The sequence below is a fragment of the Methylophaga sp. OBS3 genome (assembly GCF_026319325.1).
Taxonomy (GTDB): Bacteria; Pseudomonadota; Gammaproteobacteria; order Nitrosococcales; family Methylophagaceae; genus Methylophaga.
Genome location: NZ_JAPDMU010000001.1, coordinates 339,631 through 358,489, shown reverse-complemented (window position 1 = coordinate 358,489; position 18,859 = coordinate 339,631). Strand labels below are relative to the sequence as shown.

The window sequence follows — 18,859 nt, the reverse complement described above, 5'->3', positions numbered from 1 at the left end:
TTACCTCAAACGACTTGTTTAATTGGAATATAAGCACGGCGGTTTTTCGCTGCTTCTTCTGCCCAAGGATCAACTTGTGCATTTTCTTGTGACTCATGGAAACGAGCAGCCAATGCTTTACGGTTATCGTCATCCTCAACCAGTTTTTCCTTCACAAAGTTAAGGCCAACGCGTTCAATCCATGGTGCTGTTCTTTCTAGATAATGTGCATGTTCACGATACAGTTGCATAAAGGCTGCGGTGTATTCTTTGGCTTCGTCAGCTGTTGCAACTTTGGTTAAAAAGTCAGTGGCTCTTACTTTGATACCGCCATTACCACCGATGTGTAATTCGTAACCTGAGTCGACACAAACCACACCAAAATCTTTAATGGTGGCTTCGGCACAATTTCGTGGACAACCTGATACCGCGATTTTGAATTTATGCGGCGTCCATGAGCCCCAAGTCATTTTTTCGATATCAATACCCAGACCTGTTGAGTCTTGTGTACCAAAACGACACCACTCAGAACCAACGCAGGTTTTCACGGTACGCAGTGATTTACCGTAAGCATGACCAGAGACGAAACCAGCATCACTTAGGTCTTGCCACATACCGGGTAAATCTTCTTTTTTGATACCAAGTAAGTCGATACGCTGACCACCTGTTATTTTTACCGTTGGCACTTGGTATTTATCAGAAATATCTGCAATTGCCCTTAATTCTCTAGGGTTGGTCACACCGCCCCAAATCCGTGGCACCACAGAGTAAGTACCATCTTTTTGGATATTGGCGTGCACCCGCTCATTGATGAATCGTGATTGCGGATCATCAACGTACTCTTTAGACCAAGCACTGAGCAGGTAATAGTTCAATGCAGGGCGGCAGCTATGGCAGCCATCAGCGTTTTTCCACTCCAGTTTTTCCATCAAGTCAGGAATTGATTTCAGCTCTTGGGCTTTGATGGCTTGTTTGACCTCATCATGGGTCAGTTCAGTACATCCACACATGGCTTTCTTCTTCGGTGTTTCTGAAAAATCACCGCCTAGTGCTGATGCTAAAATTTGTTCAACCAAACCGGTACATGAACCACATGAAGCAGACGCTTTGGTATGGGCACGCACTTCATCAAGCGTAAACAGATTTTCTTGGCTAATCGCTTTGGTGATATCGCCTTTACAAACCCCGTTACAACCACACACTTCGGCATCATCCGCTAAACCATCAGCAGCATTATTGGCACCGTGCCCTGAATCACCAAGATGATGTTGACCAAACAACATGCTGTCACGCATAGTCGATACATCGGTCTCATCACGCATTAACTGGAAGTACCAAGCACCATCAACCGTGTCACCAAATAACACCGTACCGACTAGCTTGTCATCACGAATGACCAGCTTTTTGTAGATATGACGTGCGGCATCTTTGAAAATTAAATCTTCGGTATTTTCATCACCGTTGAAGTTACCAGCAGAAAATAAATCGATACCAGTGACTTTTAACTTGGTTGATGTCACCGCACTCATAAAGCGGGCAATCCCCATTTGGGCAAGGTGATTCGCACACACTTTTGATTGCTCAAACAATGGCGCGACCAAACCAAATGTCTGGTTACGATGCTGTACACACTCACCTACCGCATAAATACGTGGGTCAAATGTTTGCAGCGTATCGTCAACAACGATACCGCGTTCACAATGAATACCTGCTGATTGTGCAAGTGCGATGTTTGGGCGAATCCCCACTGCCATGACCACCAAATCAGCCTCTACAGAGGTGCCATCACGAAAATGAATTCTTTCTACACGCTTGTCACCACTTAGCTCAGTGGTGTCATGTTCCATCAAGAACTTCATGCCTTTGCTTTCCAGCTCAGACAACATCAATTCTGATGCAGGTTTATCAAGCTGCATATCCATCAGTACATCACTACGATGAACCACGGTGACATCCATACCTTGAATCATTAAGCCATTTGCTGCTTCAAGACCTAATAAACCACCACCAATAACCACAGCTTTTTTGTGATTGCGGGCAGTTTCTATCATGAAATCAACATCGGCAATGTCTCGAAAGCTAATCACACCTTCAAGATCTTTACCTGGCAGCGGCAAAATAAAGGGATTCGAGCCAGTCGCCAAAAGCAATCGATCATAGTCTGCAACCGTACCGTCTTCAGCGATGACTTGACGTTTGGTCCGGTCAATCTTGGTAACCGTCTTACCGGTATGCAAGGTAATGTCATTGTCGGCATACCAATCACGATCATTGATGATGATTTCATCAATTTTTTTCTCGCCCGCCAGTACAGGTGACAACATGATTCGGTTGTAATTGCCATAAGGTTCGGCACCAAAAACGGTGATGTCATACTTTTCTGGTGCCAGCTTTAAAAGCTCCTCAAGTGTTCGCACACCGGCCATACCATTACCAATGAGGACTAACTTCTCTTTCATTGACCACTCCGAATGTATATTTTTATCTACATACGGCAAGTTACGTGCCAATTTTATACTATTGTTTTTTAAAGATTTTATTTTTCTACACATCTATAACGTTCAAATTTGGTGCTTTATTTTTCATTTTTTGCACTATTTTTGATCATTTTTACTGGCACTAAATATGACTTTATTCACCTCATACTCAGATGTGCGAGCCACTCCAAGTCGTTTTTTTGTATCTTCTGACAAACAAAAACACATTCCCCTCGGTTTAATCACTCAACAATTCATGGTGATAACTTTGCGAGGCCAGGCAATCAAGGTATCCTCTGCCCTGAGTATTTATATTGTCTATGGAGTTATATCTGATGAAATCCTTCGCATGGCTTTTGACCATCGGCGCGTCAGCAGCTTTGATTGCCTGTAGTGATAGTCAAGATTTTGATGGCAGATTTATTGAGCCAGATGGTTTGACCAGCTATGAGTTTATGCCAGGTGGTGAAGTACAGATTAATAAAGGTGGCGAAGACATCGCGACTGCACACTATCAGTATGACAGTACGGATAATGTCATCACCTTAAGCAGTGATATGGATTTACCAAACCACTTTTTGACATTAAAAGAAGATGGCAACTTACATACCGGTGATTTCACCATGACGCGGGGTATTGACTACAGCATGCTGGCAGACTCGACGTGGATTGGCGAACAAGGTGAATTTGTTTTTGCGATGACATTTACCGAGTCAGAAGAAGGTATGGCGACTTACTCAGAATTAGTCACCTACTATGAAGATGAAAAGACTTATTGGGTGCAGCCTGATGACAGTATCGCTCGTCTCAGTGGCAATATGCTGTTTATTGATTTAACCCAGTACGAAGTATCAGACGTTGAAGAAGATAGCTTCAAAATCACCATTGGTAACAACAGTATGGTCCTGCATAAGCAGCCAAAAGGTGCGGGTATCAGCTACCGTGAAGATTATAGTGAAGTGGTTGAAGAAGAATAGTTTGCATTAATGCACCAATAAAAAAAGCCTTCTTAATCGAAGGCTTTTTTTATTCTGTCTTTTAGCTAAAGTTCAATGCTCAGTTTCTTCTGAGAACTTCGCTTTAATTTTGAGAATTTCCGGTAGATTGGCTACTAGAATATCAGGCAACGCAGGATCGATATGTTTACCTGCCTGAGATTGGAGAAACTCAATCGCATCCTCAACACTCCAGGCGGCTTTGTATGGCCTTGCACTGGTCAAAGCATCAAAGACATCTGCAATAGCCACAATCCGCGCTTCAATTGGAATTTCTTCACCTTTAAGTCCATTTGGATAACCGGAGCCATCCCACTTTTCATGATGCGCTATCGCCACGGTATGGGCTAATTTAATCAAACGTGAACGCGAATTCGCTAAGATTTCGGCGCCTATCAAGGTGTGCTTTTTCATTTCCTCAAATTCTTCGGGCGTTAACTTGCCCGGTTTGAGCAAAATATTATCGGCGATACCAATTTTGCCGATATCGTGCATTGGCGCTGCCATCATTAATTCGTCAGCAGTAAACTCATCAAAACCATAGGCCATGGCAATGATCTTGGCGTAATGACTCATGCGTTTAACATGCAAACCCGTTTCATTATCTTTGTACTCAGCCGCTCGTCCCAGACGTTGAATCAAATCGATCTGTGTGGCTCTGAGTTCATCTGCACGTACCAGAGAGATATGCGTTTTCACCCGCGCCAATACCGTTGATGGCACGATAGGTTTCACTATGTAATCAACAGCCCCAACCTCAAAGCCTTGTGCCTCATCAACACTATCTTCTAAAGCCGTAACAAAAATAACCGGAATGTGTGCGTAATTAGGATCCGCTTTTAAGCGTTTACAAACTTCAAGCCCTGTCATTTCGGGCATCATGATGTCTAATAAAATAAGATCCGGAGGTTCTTTAGCGACCAGGTCCAAAGCATCTTGCCCTGAGCGAGCAAAAGACAATTTGTAAGGATCTTGAAGTACTTGCCTGAGTACTCTCAAGTTTGTGGGTTCATCATCGACAATCAGTAGCCGAGGTGTTGTCGCATTACTTATAGTCATGTTTATAAACGTGTAAGCTCATGCTGAAGCGCAACTAAATGTTGCTTGGCAGCAGCAAAATCAAAGTTGATGATGGCATTTTTCACCTCTACCGCCAAACTATGTAAGTCTGATGTTATACCACCAACCAAATTATCGACCATAGTTTCATCTAATTCGCCCATCTCTGACAGGCTAATCAGCTTATTAACCATCGCCATACTTTCTTCAATTGTCAGTTTTGCCCTATCCTCAGAAGTGTCAGCAAGAGCGAGGTCGCCAATACTGGCTAACTCATCAATTAATACGTTTATTGCCGCTTTAATGTCGACAATAACTTGTTCTGATGCAGCCATATTTTTTTCAATTAAATGCTGCTCAAGAGCCGTAAAAAAGTAATACAGTTTTCGAAGCGCCAAGTTACCGGTTAAACCTTTCAGGTTATGCGTAAAACGGCCCAACTCTTCATACTTTTCTTCAGCAAATTGTTTGTCGAGCTTTTCGCCAACGTTTTCATGCTCTGAGATAAATCGCTGAATTTCTTTTATGTAGGTGGCTTTATCTCCCCACAATGAAGTGCCCTGTTCGACATCAATCTGACTAAGCTCGTTAGCTGATTTGTTATCACTATCTATCGACGCTACTGTATTGTCGTCAAGTAGTCCTAATACTCTGGCCATTTCAGCAGTGAGTGCTTTTAAATCGATAGGTTTATTGGCAAAACCATTCATGCCGGCATCTTTAGCCTCAACGCGATCATCAGATAATACGCTGGCTGTTAATGCGATAACCGGGGTCTCAGTCAAGTCATTTTCATGCTCAAACTCACGAATCATTTTGGCAGCAGTAAAGCCATCCATCACCGGCATTTGCAAATCCATCAGTACGATATCTGGACGCAACTCTTTAAATTTTGCAATGGCCTGTTCGCCATTCTCGGCTTGATAAACTTCATGCTTCTGTCGTTTTAATAGCAATGACAATAACGTCAGGTTCTGTGGAATATCGTCAGCAATTAAGACCTTCAGTACAGGTAAAGCAAACAACCCATTTTCAGCTGAGCTCTCAGGTAAAGCGCGTGTTTGTTGCAGCAAAATTTCAAAGAAAAACACACTACCAACATTCACTTCACTGGTGGCTTTTAATTCGCCGCCCATTAGCTCAACCAGTTGCTTTGAGATGGTGGTACCCAGACCAGTACCACCAAATCGACGGTTCATTGATGCGTCCGCTTGGGAGAAAGGTTCAAACACTTTCTCTAAAGTGGATTTGTTCATTCCGATACCGGTGTCTTGTATTTCAAAGCGAATTTTCTTATCAGTTGTCACTGATACCAACAGTGTGACGCCACCTTTTTCAGTAAACTTAATTGCATTGCCGAGAATATTGAGTAAGACCTGACGCAGTCGATTTTCGTCACCAATGTAGGCGGTGTGAATAGCTGGTTGCATTTCAAAGTTAAGGTAAAGCCCTTTATTTTTAGCCTGTAACCAAAGGGTTGAAATGACCGAATCAACAAGCCGTGTTAAATCAAATGGCGTTTCTTCTAATTCAACCTTATCTTTTTCGAGCTTGGCACTGTCCAAAACATCATTAAGCAGGTGCATTAATGAGCGTGCAGATTGACTGATAGTTTTCAGATGTTTCTGATTTTCGCCAGCCAGATCATCTGCATCAATAAGGATGTCGGTAAAACCAATGATTGCATTCATTGGCGTACGAATTTCATGGCTCATATTGGCAAGGAAGCGGGCTTTACTCTCAGCAGATTGCTCAGCGATAACTTTGGCAGAGCGTAAATTCTCTTCCATCTCTACTCGCTCGCTGATGTCTAAAATCAAGCCATCAATCCACAATTCGCCATGAGAATCTTCCATTATCGTGCCATTTTCCAGGACATTCACATAATGGCCATCCCTATGTTGCATGCGAAATTCAAGGGTGTAACTGGACTTATCTTCCAGGGCTTTTGCAACTGCTTGATTTGCTTTTTCAACATCATCGGGATGAATCAAATCAGCAAAATGTATTCGCTTGTTATAAAAGTCTTCAGGCGCCCAGCCATTGAGGTCTTCAACAGCATCACTAACAAAAATGGCCGTCCAGTACTCATCAATCAAACAACGGAAAGTCGCACCAGGAATATTCTTGATAAGCGAGCTGAATTGTTCTTCACTCTTGCGGAGTTTATCTTCCATCGCCCAGCGCTCAGAAATATCTGTGATAAACCCCACAAATAATGAGCCAAACGATTTTTGGTAAACATGGCCAACACCGAGACGAATCGGAAAAGTATTGCCATTACGATGCAGCGCCAGAACTTCTCGAGCTTGCCCCGTTAGCTGTGTCTTACCTGTGTTTTTAAAATCTTCTAAATAACTTGCATACTCAGAATGTGCTTCTTTAGGGACAAACATCATGAAAGACTTACCAATCACCTCTTCAGCTTGCCAACCAAAAATGTTTTGTGCTGATTCATTAAAGTCCTGAATGATGCCATCAGTATCAATAGTGACAATGCCATCAACCGCTGTTTCCATAATCGTTTTTAAACGAAGCTCGCTGGTCGTTTTTTCTAACAATAATTGACGATAACGAAGCTTTGAGGCTGTTGTACCAGCAAGCATTAATAACAATAAAACGATCAACGTCACGGTGTAAGACAGATGAAGGTGCTCACCTTCAACATGTGGAATCATCTCAGTCGTATCACTGAGATATCGTGCGCCCCCCATGCCTGTGTAATGCATGGCTGAAATAGCCAAGCCCATAATCACGGCACTTAAACCATCGATGATATTAATAGGTGCAGCCGGCCAGTAGCGACGAAGATATTGACGTACCGTAAGCGCAACAAAAGCCAACACCACAGCAACGATGATGGATGCAACAAACCAACTTGGGATGTACTGCAGCTCAACATCCATCTCCATGGCTGCCATACCAATGTAATGCATGAGACCAATGCCGGCACCGACCAAGACACTACCCATGACGATTTGCTTCAACCTTAACCCAGGATTGGTCAAAATCCTTATGGTGATGTAGGAAGCAATCAGGCTTGGTACAAAAGAAATGAGTGTTATCGGTATGTTGTAGGTGACATGCATGCCCATGTCATAAGCCATCATGCCGACGAAATGCATACACCAAACGCCACCCGCCATTAAGAATGCTCCAGCAATAATGGCGATATGGCGCTGACCTTTGGTAGTGATAATCTTTGCCATTGACGCAAAATGAAGCGCCATAAATGAAGCAACAGCAGAAATGGCTATCGAAAATGCAACAAGTGTGTAGTTGTAACTACCTACGATGTGATCTGCATACTCATGATGAGTAATAAAAAAACTATCAAACCATTCCATTTTCTTTACCGATATTCAGCTACTTAACGTCTAAGGTGAACTAAAGCAATTGGGATATTGCCAAGTTTTACATGTTAACGGCAATTTCATTACAAACTAAACCACTCTTCAAAATTGTTCGCCCATGATTTAGTTGCATACAAGTATCCGCAGCAAACAAGTGAGTTAGCAAGGGATAAATTCCTTTGTTAATGTGCTTATAGTAGTGACTGACGCGTCGACATCATGTGAAAGAGGTCACTTTTTTAGCAGCCTATGTAAAAAACAACCTATTTCACAGACCCAACTTTTACCACAAGGAGTAGCGAAACATTATGGAAAGCAAGATTTTAACTGCCGGTGCCAAAGCTCTTGAAGTTAACCTTGATAACCTTCGTTATGGATCATTTGCTGAAATTGGTGCTGGACAGGAAGTGGTGAGATGGTTTTTCCGTGTTGGCGGTGCTGCTGGCACGATTGCCAAAAGTATCTCTGCTTACGACATGAAAGTTAGTGATGATATTTACGGAAAAGCCCCCCGCTACGTCTGTCGTGAACGTTTAGAAGACATGCTTGAGTTGGAATATAACCTTAACCTTGAGCGTCTTAATGAACAACGCGGTGATGACACGGCCTTTTTCGCCTTTGCTGATACGGTCTCTGCACGCAATTACCATGGCACCAACGAATGTCATGGCTGGCTGGGTATTCGATTTCAAACCAGCCCGCATGCAGCGCCTAGTAATATCATCATCCATGTACGCATGCTCGATAACGAAAATGCACTTCAACAAGAAGCCTTGGGGATTATTGGCGTTAACCTGATTTATGGCGCTTTTTACTACAGCCATAATCCCGATATGTTGGTGAAATCATTACTCGATAACCTCTCTACCGATCGTATTGAGGTGGATATGGTTGATTTACACGGTGATGCCTTTTTACATGTTGATAATCGGGTGATTAGCCTACGGCTGGTTCAGCTAGGTTTAAGTGAAGCTGCGATGTTTTCTGCCGATGGCAAAGTATTGCAGCCATCTGAGCATCTTCGTAAGAAGAATATTTTGGTTGAGCGTGGTCGTTTCCGTCCGGTAACCCACGTCAATATAGATATGCTTAATGCAGCTAGAAAGCAATTTGAGGCTGAAGATAACTCACCACCCAATGAAACAGTCTCAATCATGGAAATCACGATGCATAATTTGCACAGTGGTGACGATGGTATCGACCTTGAAGACTTTATTTGTCGGGCAGATGTATTAGAGGCAACAGGCCATACGGTCATGATCTCCAACTATCCAGAATATTACCGGTTAGCGACTTATTTATCTCGATATACAGACAGACGAATTGGTCTAACCATGGGGGCTCACAGTCTGGTCGAACTTTTTAACGATAAATACTACGTCGCACTGAATGGCGGCATTTTGGAAGCGTTTGGCCGATTATTTAAACACAATGTCAAACTCTATATTTACCCGTTTAAAGATGCCGAAACTGGCACGCTGTTTAAAGTCGACAATTTGAAAGTTGACGATAAACAAGTTCACCTCTACGAGTATTTAAAACAAGGCAACTTACTAGAGCAAATCACGTCGTTTAATGAAGACTACCTTCGTATATTCTCGCCAGATGTATTGCATATGATTACCAACAACACAACAGGTTGGGAGGCATTCGTCCCTGAGGTGGTTGCTGATAAAATCAAATCACAAAAATTATTTGGTTATTCGGCTTAAATAAAGTTTTCATCCATAAAAAAAAGCCCTCTGTGAGGGCTTTTTTGGGATTAAGACAATGTTTGCAAAATCTGATTAAAGGTTTCGCTCGGTCTCATGATTTTGAGCATCTTCTCGTCGTCAGGTAGGTAATAACCGCCCATATCAACTTTATTACCCTGCACAGCCGTGAAGTCTGCAATGATTTTAACTTCACTTTCACGCATAGCTTTGGCTGCTGGTGCAAAGACAGCTTTTAACTCAGCATCATCTGTTTGCTCAGCCAGTGCTTCTGCCCAATACAGTGCCAAGTAGAAATGACTGCCGCGATTATCCAAGTCACCAGTCGCTTCTTTTGGTGCATGGTTTTCTTGAAGTAATCTTCCCGTTGCAGCATCTAAGGTATTAGCCAAAACCATCGCTTTGTTATTGTTCTGGGTATTTGCCAAATGCTCCAATGAAGCTGCCAACGCCATTAATTCCCCCAGAGAATCCCAGCTTAAGTGGTTTTCTTCAATCAATTGGGTCAATAATTTTGGCGCGGTACCGCCAGCACCTGTTTCAAACAAACCACCGCCTTGCATCAATGGCACAACAGACAGCATTTTAGCTGATGTACCTAGTTCTAAAATTGGGAACAAGTCAGTATTGTAGTCACGTAATACGTTACCGGTAACTGAGATTGTGTCTTTACCTGAACGCATGCGATCAAGCGTAATTTGTGTCGCAACAACAGGATCTAACACACGAATATCCAGACCAGAGGTATCGTAATCAGGTAAGTATTGATGCACTTTACTGATAAGTTGTGCGTCATGAGCACGGTTTTGATCTAACCAGAAAATAGCTGGGGTTTTAGACAAACGTGAACGTGTTACAGCCAGTTTGATCCAATCTTGAATTGGCTCATCTTTGGTTTGACACATACGGAATACATCACCGTTTTCAACATCAAACTCAAATACAGTTTCACCCTGCTCGTTGGTAACAATAATTTTGCCATCCGCAGCAGCTTGAAAGGTTTTGTCATGTGAGCCGTACTCTTCGGCTTTTTGTGCCATCAAACCAACATTTGGCACCGTCCCCATGGTGACAGGATCTAACGCACCTTTAGCTTTGCAATCGTCAATAACCGTTTTATATACACCGGCATAACAACGATCTGGGATCATTGCCAAAGTATCTTGCTGCTGGCCATCTTTATCCCACATCTTACCGCCAGCACGAATCATGGCTGGCATGGATGCATCAACGATAACATCTGACGGAACGTGGAAATTGGTGATGCCTTTATTTGAGTCAACCATCGCCAAACCAGGTTGCTCTGCATAAACAGCAGCAATATCCGCTTCGATTTGTGCTTTGGTTTCGGGATCAACGTTTTCTAAACGGCTGTAAAGATCGCCCAGACCATTATTAAAGTTAACACCTAATTCGTCGAATAAAGCCGCGTGTATTTCAATCAAGGATTTGAAATACACTTTGACAGCAAAGCCGAACAAGATGGGGTCAGACACCTTCATCATCGTGGCTTTCAAGTGCAGTGATAACAGCACATTTTGTTGTTTGGCTTTAGCAATCGAATCAGCATAAAACGCTTGTAAACTGCTTGCTCGCATCCGCGTTGCGTCAACAACTTCACCGGCTAATACTGGAATCGCTTTCTTTAAAACGGTTTCTTGGCCAGCGTTATCAATAAACGTGACTTTGTATGTATCAGCTGAATTTGATGTCACTGATTTTTCACTGCCATAAAAATCATCGGCATCCATATGGGCGACATCGGTAGCTGAGTACGCATGCCACTCGCCCATAAAATGTGGATTTTTACGTGCATAATTTTTAACAGCAGAAGGTGCACGACGATCTGAGTTACCTTCACGTAACACTGGATTTACTGCTGAGCCCAGTACTTTGGCATAACGGTCTTTAACGCTTTGCTCTTCGTCATTTTTCGGCGCATCTGGGTAGTCAGGTAAGTTATAGCCCTTACCCTGTAACTCCTTAATGGCCGCTTTCAGCTGAGGAATCGATGCTGAAATATTCGGTAATTTGATGATGTTGGTTGCCGGATCTTGCGTTAATGCTCCCAGCTCAGCGAGATGATCAGGAATGCGTTGTTCATCGGTTAAGTTTTCTGGAAAGTTGGCGATGATGCGACCTGCAAGAGAAATGTCACTGATTTCAAAGCTGATATCAGCCGGCTTGGTAAATGCACGGACGATGGGGAGTAACGAATATGTTGCCGAAGCTGGAGACTCATCAACTTTTGTATAAATAATCTTAGACATTCTGGTTCCTAATCTATCAACTTAAAACAGACACTCTTGCTGCCATAGAAGGCAAAGCAGGTAACTATTGCAACATTGCAATCATGGTTTTTATTTTGAACCGGTAACGTTAATGCAGCTACCTACGAGGTCTGTGCTCGATGCAGAGAATTATACTGGAACTGTCAGCGATTTCCTGAACACAACAGTAAAACCACTGTAATTACCTTCATTTATAACGTATCCCATCTGCAGGAAACGGCCTAGCCGTTATACAATAGCGGCTTTGATATCGTTTAAACCATTTAAAAATAAGAGCTCAACATGAAAATTCAAAGCGATTTTGTCGATCTGGATACCGCAACCGGTGTCATGCGTACTTATATCCATCGCCCTGTTGGTGAAGGTAGTTACCCTGTCATTTTGTTTTACTCTGAGATCTTCCAACAAACAGGCCCGATTGAGCGTGCAGCACGTTTGATGGCAAGCCATGGTTACGCGGTATTAGTGCCAGAAGTTTTTCATGAGCTAAACCCAATTGGTACCGTCTTGGGTTATGACGATGCTGGCCGTGACAAAGGCAACGCAGATAAAGAAGCTAAAGATGTTCAAGGCTATGACTCTGATAACGAAGCGATGATTGCTTTCGTTAAACAACAACCATGGTGCAACGGCCATATTGGTGCAATGGGTTACTGCATCGGTGGTCACTTAGCTTTCCGTGCAGCGTTACAACCAGAAGTAAAAGGCACGGCTTGTTTTTATGCGACCGACTTACACATTCAAAAAATCCCAAATAAACCTGGTCAACACAGCATGGAACGTCTGGATGACATCAAAGGTGAGTTGTTGATGATTTGGGGTAAACAAGACAATCATGTGCCACGAGCAGGGTTGGACCTCATCCACCAAAAACTTAACGAGACCAATATCACGTTTACTTGGCATGAGTTTAATGCTGAACATGCGTTTATGCGTGATGAAGGTGATGGCGGTCGTTATGACGCACAAACTGCCATGATTGGTTATCAGTTGGCGTTGAACCTATTTAGTCGAACACTGCGTTAATTCGTTCGACAGCATAAAGTGCATAAGGAAGTGCACTTTGTTGTTCACCATTCACATAAAGTAGCACTGACATAATTTTCACAACTGATATGTTCTGTTATTTATGTGATTAGCAAATGGACAAGTTTTTTGAAACCACAAGCCAGCATCGAACCATTAGCAAATAACGATATGTTTAAGGTCATTGTCGAGACTGACAATGGCATTGAAACCATTGATGAAAGTTTTGATGACTACTCCACAGCACTCGATTTTGTATTGCTGCAGGGTTGGCAGCTGAAACGAGAAATACCAGCTGACTCATTACATATCGATATTCGTTTCCGTAAACCCTGACGCCGGCTTTGTAAATTAAAGTAAATTTAATCAATAACTTGAACAAGTTCACACTAAAACCAGCCGGTCATGACATAAGTTAAAGCGCCCAGGAAAAATTCCTGTAAAAATGCTTTTCGACAATCCCGTCACATGGAGGATTACCAATGAATTTGAAGTACTTAATGTTAGCAATGTCACTTACTGCAATGCCTGTGATGGCAGACAGTTCAGAAACACTCGATGCCGCTGTTGGCGGTGCTATCGGCGGTGGCTTAGGTGCTGCTGTTGGTAACGAAGTGGGTGGACGTGAAGGCGCTATCATAGGTGGTGCTATTGGTGCTGGTACGGGTGCTGCCGTTACAACTGATGGTGATGATCATCACCACGATCACCATGATGGTCGTGTTTATATTGACGATGGTCATAGAGGTCATTGCCCGCCAGGCCAAGCCAAAAAAGGCAACTGTTAAAATAAAAGCCCGGATGACCGGGCTTTTTTATGCATGATTGTATCAAGTCTCGCTTTTAGTTTGACGCTGCTCTTTATCTGCTAATCTTTGATAAGCCGCTGCTTCATGCTGAATATCATCAATCAAACCACGATGAATAGCGACCGACACTGCTTCTTGATTGTGAAAGCGCGCACCTTCTTTAAAGATTAAGTCCAATAACTCCCTTGCCGGCATATCAATGTAACGCGCTAGTTGCTGGGACTCTTGAGAAAACTTCACCAACACTTCAGGGTGCGAATGCTGAATATTCAGAATTGCCAAATTATCAATGATACTGAGCTCACGAAAAGTCTCGTCACTCAAGCCATGATTTTGCACAAATCTAAGACTTGTTAAACCGGTTAGTTGATGAAAGGTATTTTGTACTAGGTTTAAATCAGCGCCACGCCCGGCCAGTGCGACTTTTAAAGCCTTAAGTCGGTGCCGGGCTAACACTGTCATACTTTGCTCAATCTGATTGCTCGCCATATTCACTGTCTCGCTTGGATTGACTAACTTCTAGTTATCACAATCGTTAACAGGAATACAAACTACAACATTAGCGATGCAGATCCCCTGCCCGCTCAGGCTGATAGGAAATATCAGCAACACTGACCATTAGCGGTTTGCCATCAGCTGAAGGCCAACTGATTTTATCGCCGACTTTTAAGCCCAACATGGCACTGCCTGCTGGCGCAAGAATAGATATGGTTTCTCCGTTCTCTTGCATATCCTGCGGATATACCAAGGTAAAGGTAAACGCTTCACCAGCATCATTTAGCGAAAACGTGACCGTTGAATTCATGGTCACTACATTCGCAGGCATTTCCTCTGGTGAAACAATATCTGCACGGTCTAGCTCTTCTTCCAAAGCAATGCGAATGGCGTTCGTTTTTGGCATATTTGCCAACAGCTTTTCGATGCGTGTTAAATCGATTTCTGAAATGACAATATCAGGTTTCTGCATAACATTACTCACTCAATAACGATGGGTCTCATCCCAGCATTAAAATATTTAGTTATATGGAAAATTATCGTCCAGAACAGACGATGGCTCCATCATGGCAGATTCGTTTTTTATTACAAGTACTCAGGCATAAAAAAGCCCCGAACAAGTCGAGGCTTTTTAGTGTTCAGGCTATATACCCGACTACCAAAGAGATTCACCTGTTTCTGGGTTATACATTTCATGGTGAATTTTATGACGGTTAGCGATTAACTCATCAATGGTTGACTGATCGCTCATTGCACGTTTGATAGCTAATTTCATTGCTTCGTAGTTTGTGCGGTAGATATCTTTACGATCAACATCTGGGTTTGCCGCAGCATCTGGAGAAATCCAGATCATGGCAACAATACACAAATCATCCGCGTGTTCTTTAGGGATGACACCTTCGATAACACTGTCAAGAACAGCATCTGCAACCGCTGACTGAACCGGGCCACCAAACAAAGCAACATAGCTACCTGATTTGATAGTGACTTTCGGTACCATCAAGGTTGCTGGTTTAACCTGCTGGTTGGTCGCACGAATGGCAAACATACGTGTATGCCCTTCTGTTTGGCCCATCAGATTGGCAAATGCATGACCCGCTGGGCCTTTGGTGCTACCAATCAAAATTTCCGGCATGGCATCGGTGCCCTGATCATCACTGGCAAACACAGTTGCTTCAGCGGTTCTAAACCAAACAGGTTCTGACATAGAAATCTCCAATAAATAAATATGAGGAACGCTATTTTAGGCTGTTCTGAGATTAGCAGTCTGTTTTTTTTCACTCGCCTGACGCTGCTTTTTCTTCCGACTTAGGTAGAGATACCAACCGGTAATAAAAAATAACGGCATTAATAGACTCGCAATCATCATCGCAATTAACCCCACAAAACCAAAATACTCCCCCGAGTGCAGTGGCAACATACTTGTTATTAAGCGCTCTTCGATAGGTTTATCGTTAAACAAAGCCTGATTCGTATTTAATGTCTGAGTATCTAACTGCCAACGACTGTTCGCCCGTAAATGTTTAGCATCAGCGGATAGAAAATTAACTGAAAATTGTTCCCCAACAGGCAAATCAATTGTGGCTTTTTGATAGTCAGTAACTTCTTGCTGAAAAATCGCCCAATAGGTGTTGATTGAAGCATCAGCAGCTGACGGCACTGGCGCCATTGGGCCGCCTCGTTGAGGTCGTTCGACACCCGTTAATTGGTATAAACCATCTCGATACCACTCATAAGACCAATACAACCCCGTTACACATGCAAGGATATACAGAGGCAATACCCAAGTGCCGACAACTGCATGTACTTGCCACCAAAAAGGCCGGCCTGACTTACCTTTTCGCCATGTTAACCAGTAACGCCAACCCCAACGTTTTTTGCCCTTTGGCCATCGAAAATAGATCCCCGTCAGGCTCAACACGATCAAAATAACAGTCGAAGCACCCACAATTTGTTTACCCACATCACCCGCCAACAACCAACGGTGTAAGCGCATCACATCAATAAAAAATTCTCGTCCCACAGGTTGACCAAGTAGTTCACCAGAGTAAGGGTTCAGGTATTGCTGTTCACCACGACGTTGCCCCGGTAATGGTGCGAACCTCACTTCAGCAGCTAAGTTTGCTTCTGGGTACAGCGTTAAATTGGCAATCGTTTTATCAGTAGCCTGTTGCGCCACTTTTTCCAATAACTGTTCAGGAGATAGCGATGAACCTGCTGGCGTCACCGTGATAATACCGGGATTCATCCACTGTAATATTTGACGCTCTAATGACAGCATACCGCCCGTTACGCCAACTATCGTAATAATTAAGCCAGCAGTGATGCCAAGCAACCAGTGAACATCAAATAAAAATTTCCGCATTTTTCTTTTCTTTAAATACAAAAAAGTTAGTGCAGTCCGAAGACGGCACTAACAAGGTTATGAAATGACATTAAAACTCAGTGGTAATCGATAACCAGAGACGACGTCCAGGTTCGGCAGTCCCAGCAATTGAGCGGAAGCTGTCAAAGTAATATGACGCGTAACCGCCGTTATAACTTCGACCATCTAGGAAATCTTTATCAAACAGGTTGTAGATTGTTGCATTCAATGTAGTTTTATCAGAAATCTTATACGCACCGCCCAAGTGGAACAGTGTATAAGCTTTCAACTCGTCACCAATTGCATCATAAACAGCCTGCTGTGATGCTGCTAAATCATCGTAATCACTTAAGAAACGTTCACGTTTACTTCGATATTCGGTTTTCAGCCAAAGACGTAATTTATTAGTGGCATCCCAGTTCAAACTAGAATTGAACATATGTTCTGGGGTGTTGGTTAAAGCATAGCCTTTATTTGGACCGCTCTTTTGCTCACTGTCTGTGTAAGTGTAGTTAGCCGCAATCGACCAGTTGGGGACAAATTCCCAACGACCAGCAAGCTCAATACCTTTTGTTACTGCTTCATCTACGTTGACCAATTGGTCAAATGTATCTTGCGTATACATTGAACCAAAGCTGACACACCCTGGTAGATTTGGGTTAGTGGCTGATGAACAGTTTGCTAATGCATTACCTTGAGCAATCTTGTCATCAAACTTATTGTGGAATGCGGTAACGTTAAAGTTGAAGTTTTCGAAATTATCGAAGTACACACCAATTTCTGTGTTGGTGGTTTCTTCTGGTTCCAAATCTGGCGAACCAATACTTAACGATGTTCCTTGACCACCAACACCATTAATCCCCGTGTGTAAGTCATTCAAAGATGGGGTTTTATAACCTTTACTAACACCACCTTTCACAGTCCAATAATCTGTGGTGTTCCAGACCAAATAAGCACGTGGGCTGATATGACTGCCAAACGCTTCATGATCTTCATAACGTGCACCAACGGTTAATGCCATATCAGGGTGGAAACGCCATTCATCTTCAGCAAAAAACGCATGAGATTTTTGCTCAAATGTTTCTAAGGCGATGCCATCTTCAAGTTCAGAGTCCCACCATTGACCACCCAGCGTTAGACGATGTTGATCGGTCAATTGGGTAACCAGTTTCGTATCAAAAACAATATTGGTAGCAACTAAGCCACGTGCATCGCCAGCAACACTACCAGGAATACCAATATCGGCACCGATAGCGCCCGGTAAAGTACGTCCAATGGTCTCGGTTTCGTTATGCATTAAACTAGACGTTAAACGACCAAAGCTAAAATCACCAGTATGTAACAAAGCAATTTGGTCACGCTCAAAACGCAACTGATCTGAATAACCACTTGCAACACCCGGGTCTGGCTCACAAGTCCGTGTGAAACCATCTAAGGTACCTAACTGGCAGTTGTCATTTTCATATACCTGCCGACCTCGTTCTAAATCAATTGCAAACTCATGATTCTCATTTGGGGTAAAAGCTAGTTTGGCACCAATGGTGTAGTTTTGACCTTCAACAGGCGCAGCACCACGTTGATTAACCAAGGTACCATCATCAAAATACAGCTCGGACTCATCACGACGATTAATATTACCGCGTAATGTTAACCCCAAAGTGTCCTCGATTAACGGCCCGCTACTGTAGAGACTAATCATGCTGTCATCGCCATAATCACGATCTTCATTAAACGTTTTGCTTAATGTCATCGACGTGCCCCACTCCTTACCGACTTTACGGGTAATGATATTAATCACACCGCCCATGGCATCAGAGCCATAAAGTGTTGACATCGGACCGCGAATGACTTCGATTCGCTCAATTGCCGCTAATGGTGGAATAAAGTTATTTTGCGTTGAGCCAAAACCATTAGGTGTCACATCACCAGCAGCATTTTGACGACGACCATCAATCAACACCAAAGTGTAATCACTAGGTAAGCCACGAATGCTGATGTTTAAACCACCTGTTTTGCCAGTGCCTTGACGAACATCAATACCCTCAACATCCTCTAAGGCCTGCCCAAGATTCGCAAAGCGTTTTTGTTGTAACTGTTCACGAGTAATAACACTAATACTGGCGGGTGCTTCGGTGATTTTTTGTTCATAACCTGATGCACTCACCACCAGATCGTTTAACTGGACAGATTCATCAGTAGCAGCAATGGCGGCAAAACTACTTGTCATCAATGCCAGGGCGATACTACTTGATACAACTCTCTGTTGCATTTGCGACTCCTGCAAACTTTCCGTAAAAA

At 43.1% G+C, this 18,859-nt stretch carries 14 protein-coding genes; 5 read left to right on the top strand and 9 right to left on the bottom strand.

Going from position 1 to position 18,859, the window contains the following annotated elements:
* Positions 1 to 5 precede the first annotated feature (5 nt).
* Positions 6 to 2,438, bottom strand: a complete 2,433-nt coding sequence (nirB, locus tag OMP94_RS01715; RefSeq protein ID WP_266275307.1) for a nitrite reductase large subunit NirB — start codon at positions 2,436 to 2,438, stop codon at positions 6 to 8.
* A 353-nt stretch (positions 2,439 to 2,791) separates the two neighbouring features.
* Between nirB and OMP94_RS01710 the strand changes: the two genes are divergently transcribed.
* Positions 2,792 to 3,433, top strand: a complete 642-nt coding sequence (locus tag OMP94_RS01710) for a hypothetical protein (RefSeq protein WP_266275304.1) — start codon at positions 2,792 to 2,794, stop codon at positions 3,431 to 3,433.
* A 72-nt stretch (positions 3,434 to 3,505) separates the two neighbouring features.
* Here OMP94_RS01710 and OMP94_RS01705 read toward each other — a convergent pair whose 3' ends face one another.
* On the bottom strand, positions 3,506 to 4,510 hold the full coding sequence (locus OMP94_RS01705; protein ID WP_266275302.1) for a response regulator: 1,005 nt from the start codon (positions 4,508 to 4,510) through the stop codon (positions 3,506 to 3,508).
* A 2-nt stretch (positions 4,511 to 4,512) separates the two neighbouring features.
* Positions 4,513 to 7,857 (bottom strand): PAS domain S-box protein, encoded by a 3,345-nt coding sequence (locus tag OMP94_RS01700; protein ID WP_266275300.1) that lies wholly within the window; start codon positions 7,855 to 7,857, stop codon positions 4,513 to 4,515.
* Between the two features lie 314 nt (positions 7,858 to 8,171).
* On the opposite strand from OMP94_RS01700, the gene OMP94_RS01695 reads away from it, so the two are divergent.
* Complete coding sequence (locus OMP94_RS01695) at positions 8,172 to 9,575, top strand: TonB-dependent receptor (protein ID WP_266275298.1); 1,404 nt, start codon at positions 8,172 to 8,174, stop codon at positions 9,573 to 9,575.
* 50 nt (positions 9,576 to 9,625) lie between these two features.
* Here the strand turns inward: OMP94_RS01695 and OMP94_RS01690 are convergent, their stop codons facing one another.
* Entirely contained in the window at positions 9,626 to 11,845 is a 2,220-nt protein-coding gene (locus OMP94_RS01690; RefSeq protein ID WP_266275296.1) for an NADP-dependent isocitrate dehydrogenase, read from the bottom strand.
* A 303-nt stretch (positions 11,846 to 12,148) separates the two neighbouring features.
* On the opposite strand from OMP94_RS01690, the gene OMP94_RS01685 reads away from it, so the two are divergent.
* The 3 genes from OMP94_RS01685 to OMP94_RS01675 all read left to right on the top strand — a co-directional run bounded on the left by OMP94_RS01685 (position 12,149) and on the right by OMP94_RS01675 (position 13,680).
* A complete protein-coding gene (locus tag OMP94_RS01685) occupies positions 12,149 to 12,892 on the top strand; it encodes a dienelactone hydrolase family protein (protein WP_266275294.1) in 744 nt (247 codons plus the stop codon).
* 129 nt (positions 12,893 to 13,021) lie between these two features.
* Entirely contained in the window at positions 13,022 to 13,228 is a 207-nt protein-coding gene (locus OMP94_RS01680; protein WP_266275292.1) for a hypothetical protein, read from the top strand.
* Between the two features lie 146 nt (positions 13,229 to 13,374).
* A complete protein-coding gene (locus tag OMP94_RS01675; protein WP_266275290.1) occupies positions 13,375 to 13,680 on the top strand; it encodes a hypothetical protein in 306 nt (101 codons plus the stop codon).
* Positions 13,681 to 13,722: 42 nt separating this feature from the next.
* Here OMP94_RS01675 and OMP94_RS01670 read toward each other — a convergent pair whose 3' ends face one another.
* From OMP94_RS01670 to OMP94_RS01650, 5 genes are all read right to left on the bottom strand, one after another.
* Positions 13,723 to 14,190: a hypothetical protein gene (locus tag OMP94_RS01670; protein ID WP_266275288.1), complete on the bottom strand. Its 468-nt coding sequence runs from the start codon at positions 14,188 to 14,190 to the stop codon at positions 13,723 to 13,725.
* A gap of 70 nt (positions 14,191 to 14,260) precedes the next feature.
* Positions 14,261 to 14,668 carry a nucleoside diphosphate kinase regulator gene (rnk, locus tag OMP94_RS01665; RefSeq protein WP_266275286.1) on the bottom strand — a complete coding sequence of 136 codons (408 nt, stop codon included), beginning with the start codon at positions 14,666 to 14,668 and terminating at the stop codon, positions 14,261 to 14,263.
* Between the two features lie 183 nt (positions 14,669 to 14,851).
* Positions 14,852 to 15,403, bottom strand: a complete 552-nt coding sequence (fae, locus tag OMP94_RS01660) for a formaldehyde-activating enzyme (RefSeq protein WP_266275284.1) — start codon at positions 15,401 to 15,403, stop codon at positions 14,852 to 14,854.
* A gap of 36 nt (positions 15,404 to 15,439) precedes the next feature.
* Positions 15,440 to 16,561 carry a PepSY-associated TM helix domain-containing protein gene (locus OMP94_RS01655; RefSeq protein ID WP_266275282.1) on the bottom strand — a complete coding sequence of 374 codons (1,122 nt, stop codon included), beginning with the start codon at positions 16,559 to 16,561 and terminating at the stop codon, positions 15,440 to 15,442.
* 70 nt (positions 16,562 to 16,631) lie between these two features.
* Entirely contained in the window at positions 16,632 to 18,830 is a 2,199-nt protein-coding gene (locus OMP94_RS01650) for a TonB-dependent receptor domain-containing protein (protein ID WP_266275280.1), read from the bottom strand.
* Positions 18,831 to 18,859: the final 29 nt, after the last annotated feature.

Coding starts and splice junctions, on each gene's coding strand:
- nirB (WP_266275307.1), bottom strand. CDS start 2,438: ATGAAAGAGAAGTTAGTCCTCATTGGTAATGGTATGGCCGGTGTGCGA.
- OMP94_RS01710 (WP_266275304.1), top strand. CDS start 2,792: ATGAAATCCTTCGCATGGCTTTTGACCATCGGCGCGTCAGCAGCTTTG.
- OMP94_RS01705 (WP_266275302.1), bottom strand. CDS start 4,510: ATGACTATAAGTAATGCGACAACACCTCGGCTACTGATTGTCGATGAT.
- OMP94_RS01700 (WP_266275300.1), bottom strand. CDS start 7,857: ATGGAATGGTTTGATAGTTTTTTTATTACTCATCATGAGTATGCAGAT.
- OMP94_RS01695 (WP_266275298.1), top strand. CDS start 8,172: ATGGAAAGCAAGATTTTAACTGCCGGTGCCAAAGCTCTTGAAGTTAAC.
- OMP94_RS01690 (WP_266275296.1), bottom strand. CDS start 11,845: ATGTCTAAGATTATTTATACAAAAGTTGATGAGTCTCCAGCTTCGGCA.
- OMP94_RS01685 (WP_266275294.1), top strand. CDS start 12,149: ATGAAAATTCAAAGCGATTTTGTCGATCTGGATACCGCAACCGGTGTC.
- OMP94_RS01675 (WP_266275290.1), top strand. CDS start 13,375: ATGAATTTGAAGTACTTAATGTTAGCAATGTCACTTACTGCAATGCCT.
- OMP94_RS01670 (WP_266275288.1), bottom strand. CDS start 14,190: ATGGCGAGCAATCAGATTGAGCAAAGTATGACAGTGTTAGCCCGGCAC.
- rnk (WP_266275286.1), bottom strand. CDS start 14,668: ATGCAGAAACCTGATATTGTCATTTCAGAAATCGATTTAACACGCATC.
- fae (WP_266275284.1), bottom strand. CDS start 15,403: ATGTCAGAACCTGTTTGGTTTAGAACCGCTGAAGCAACTGTGTTTGCC.
- OMP94_RS01655 (WP_266275282.1), bottom strand. CDS start 16,561: ATGCGGAAATTTTTATTTGATGTTCACTGGTTGCTTGGCATCACTGCT.
- OMP94_RS01650 (WP_266275280.1), bottom strand. CDS start 18,830: ATGCAACAGAGAGTTGTATCAAGTAGTATCGCCCTGGCATTGATGACA.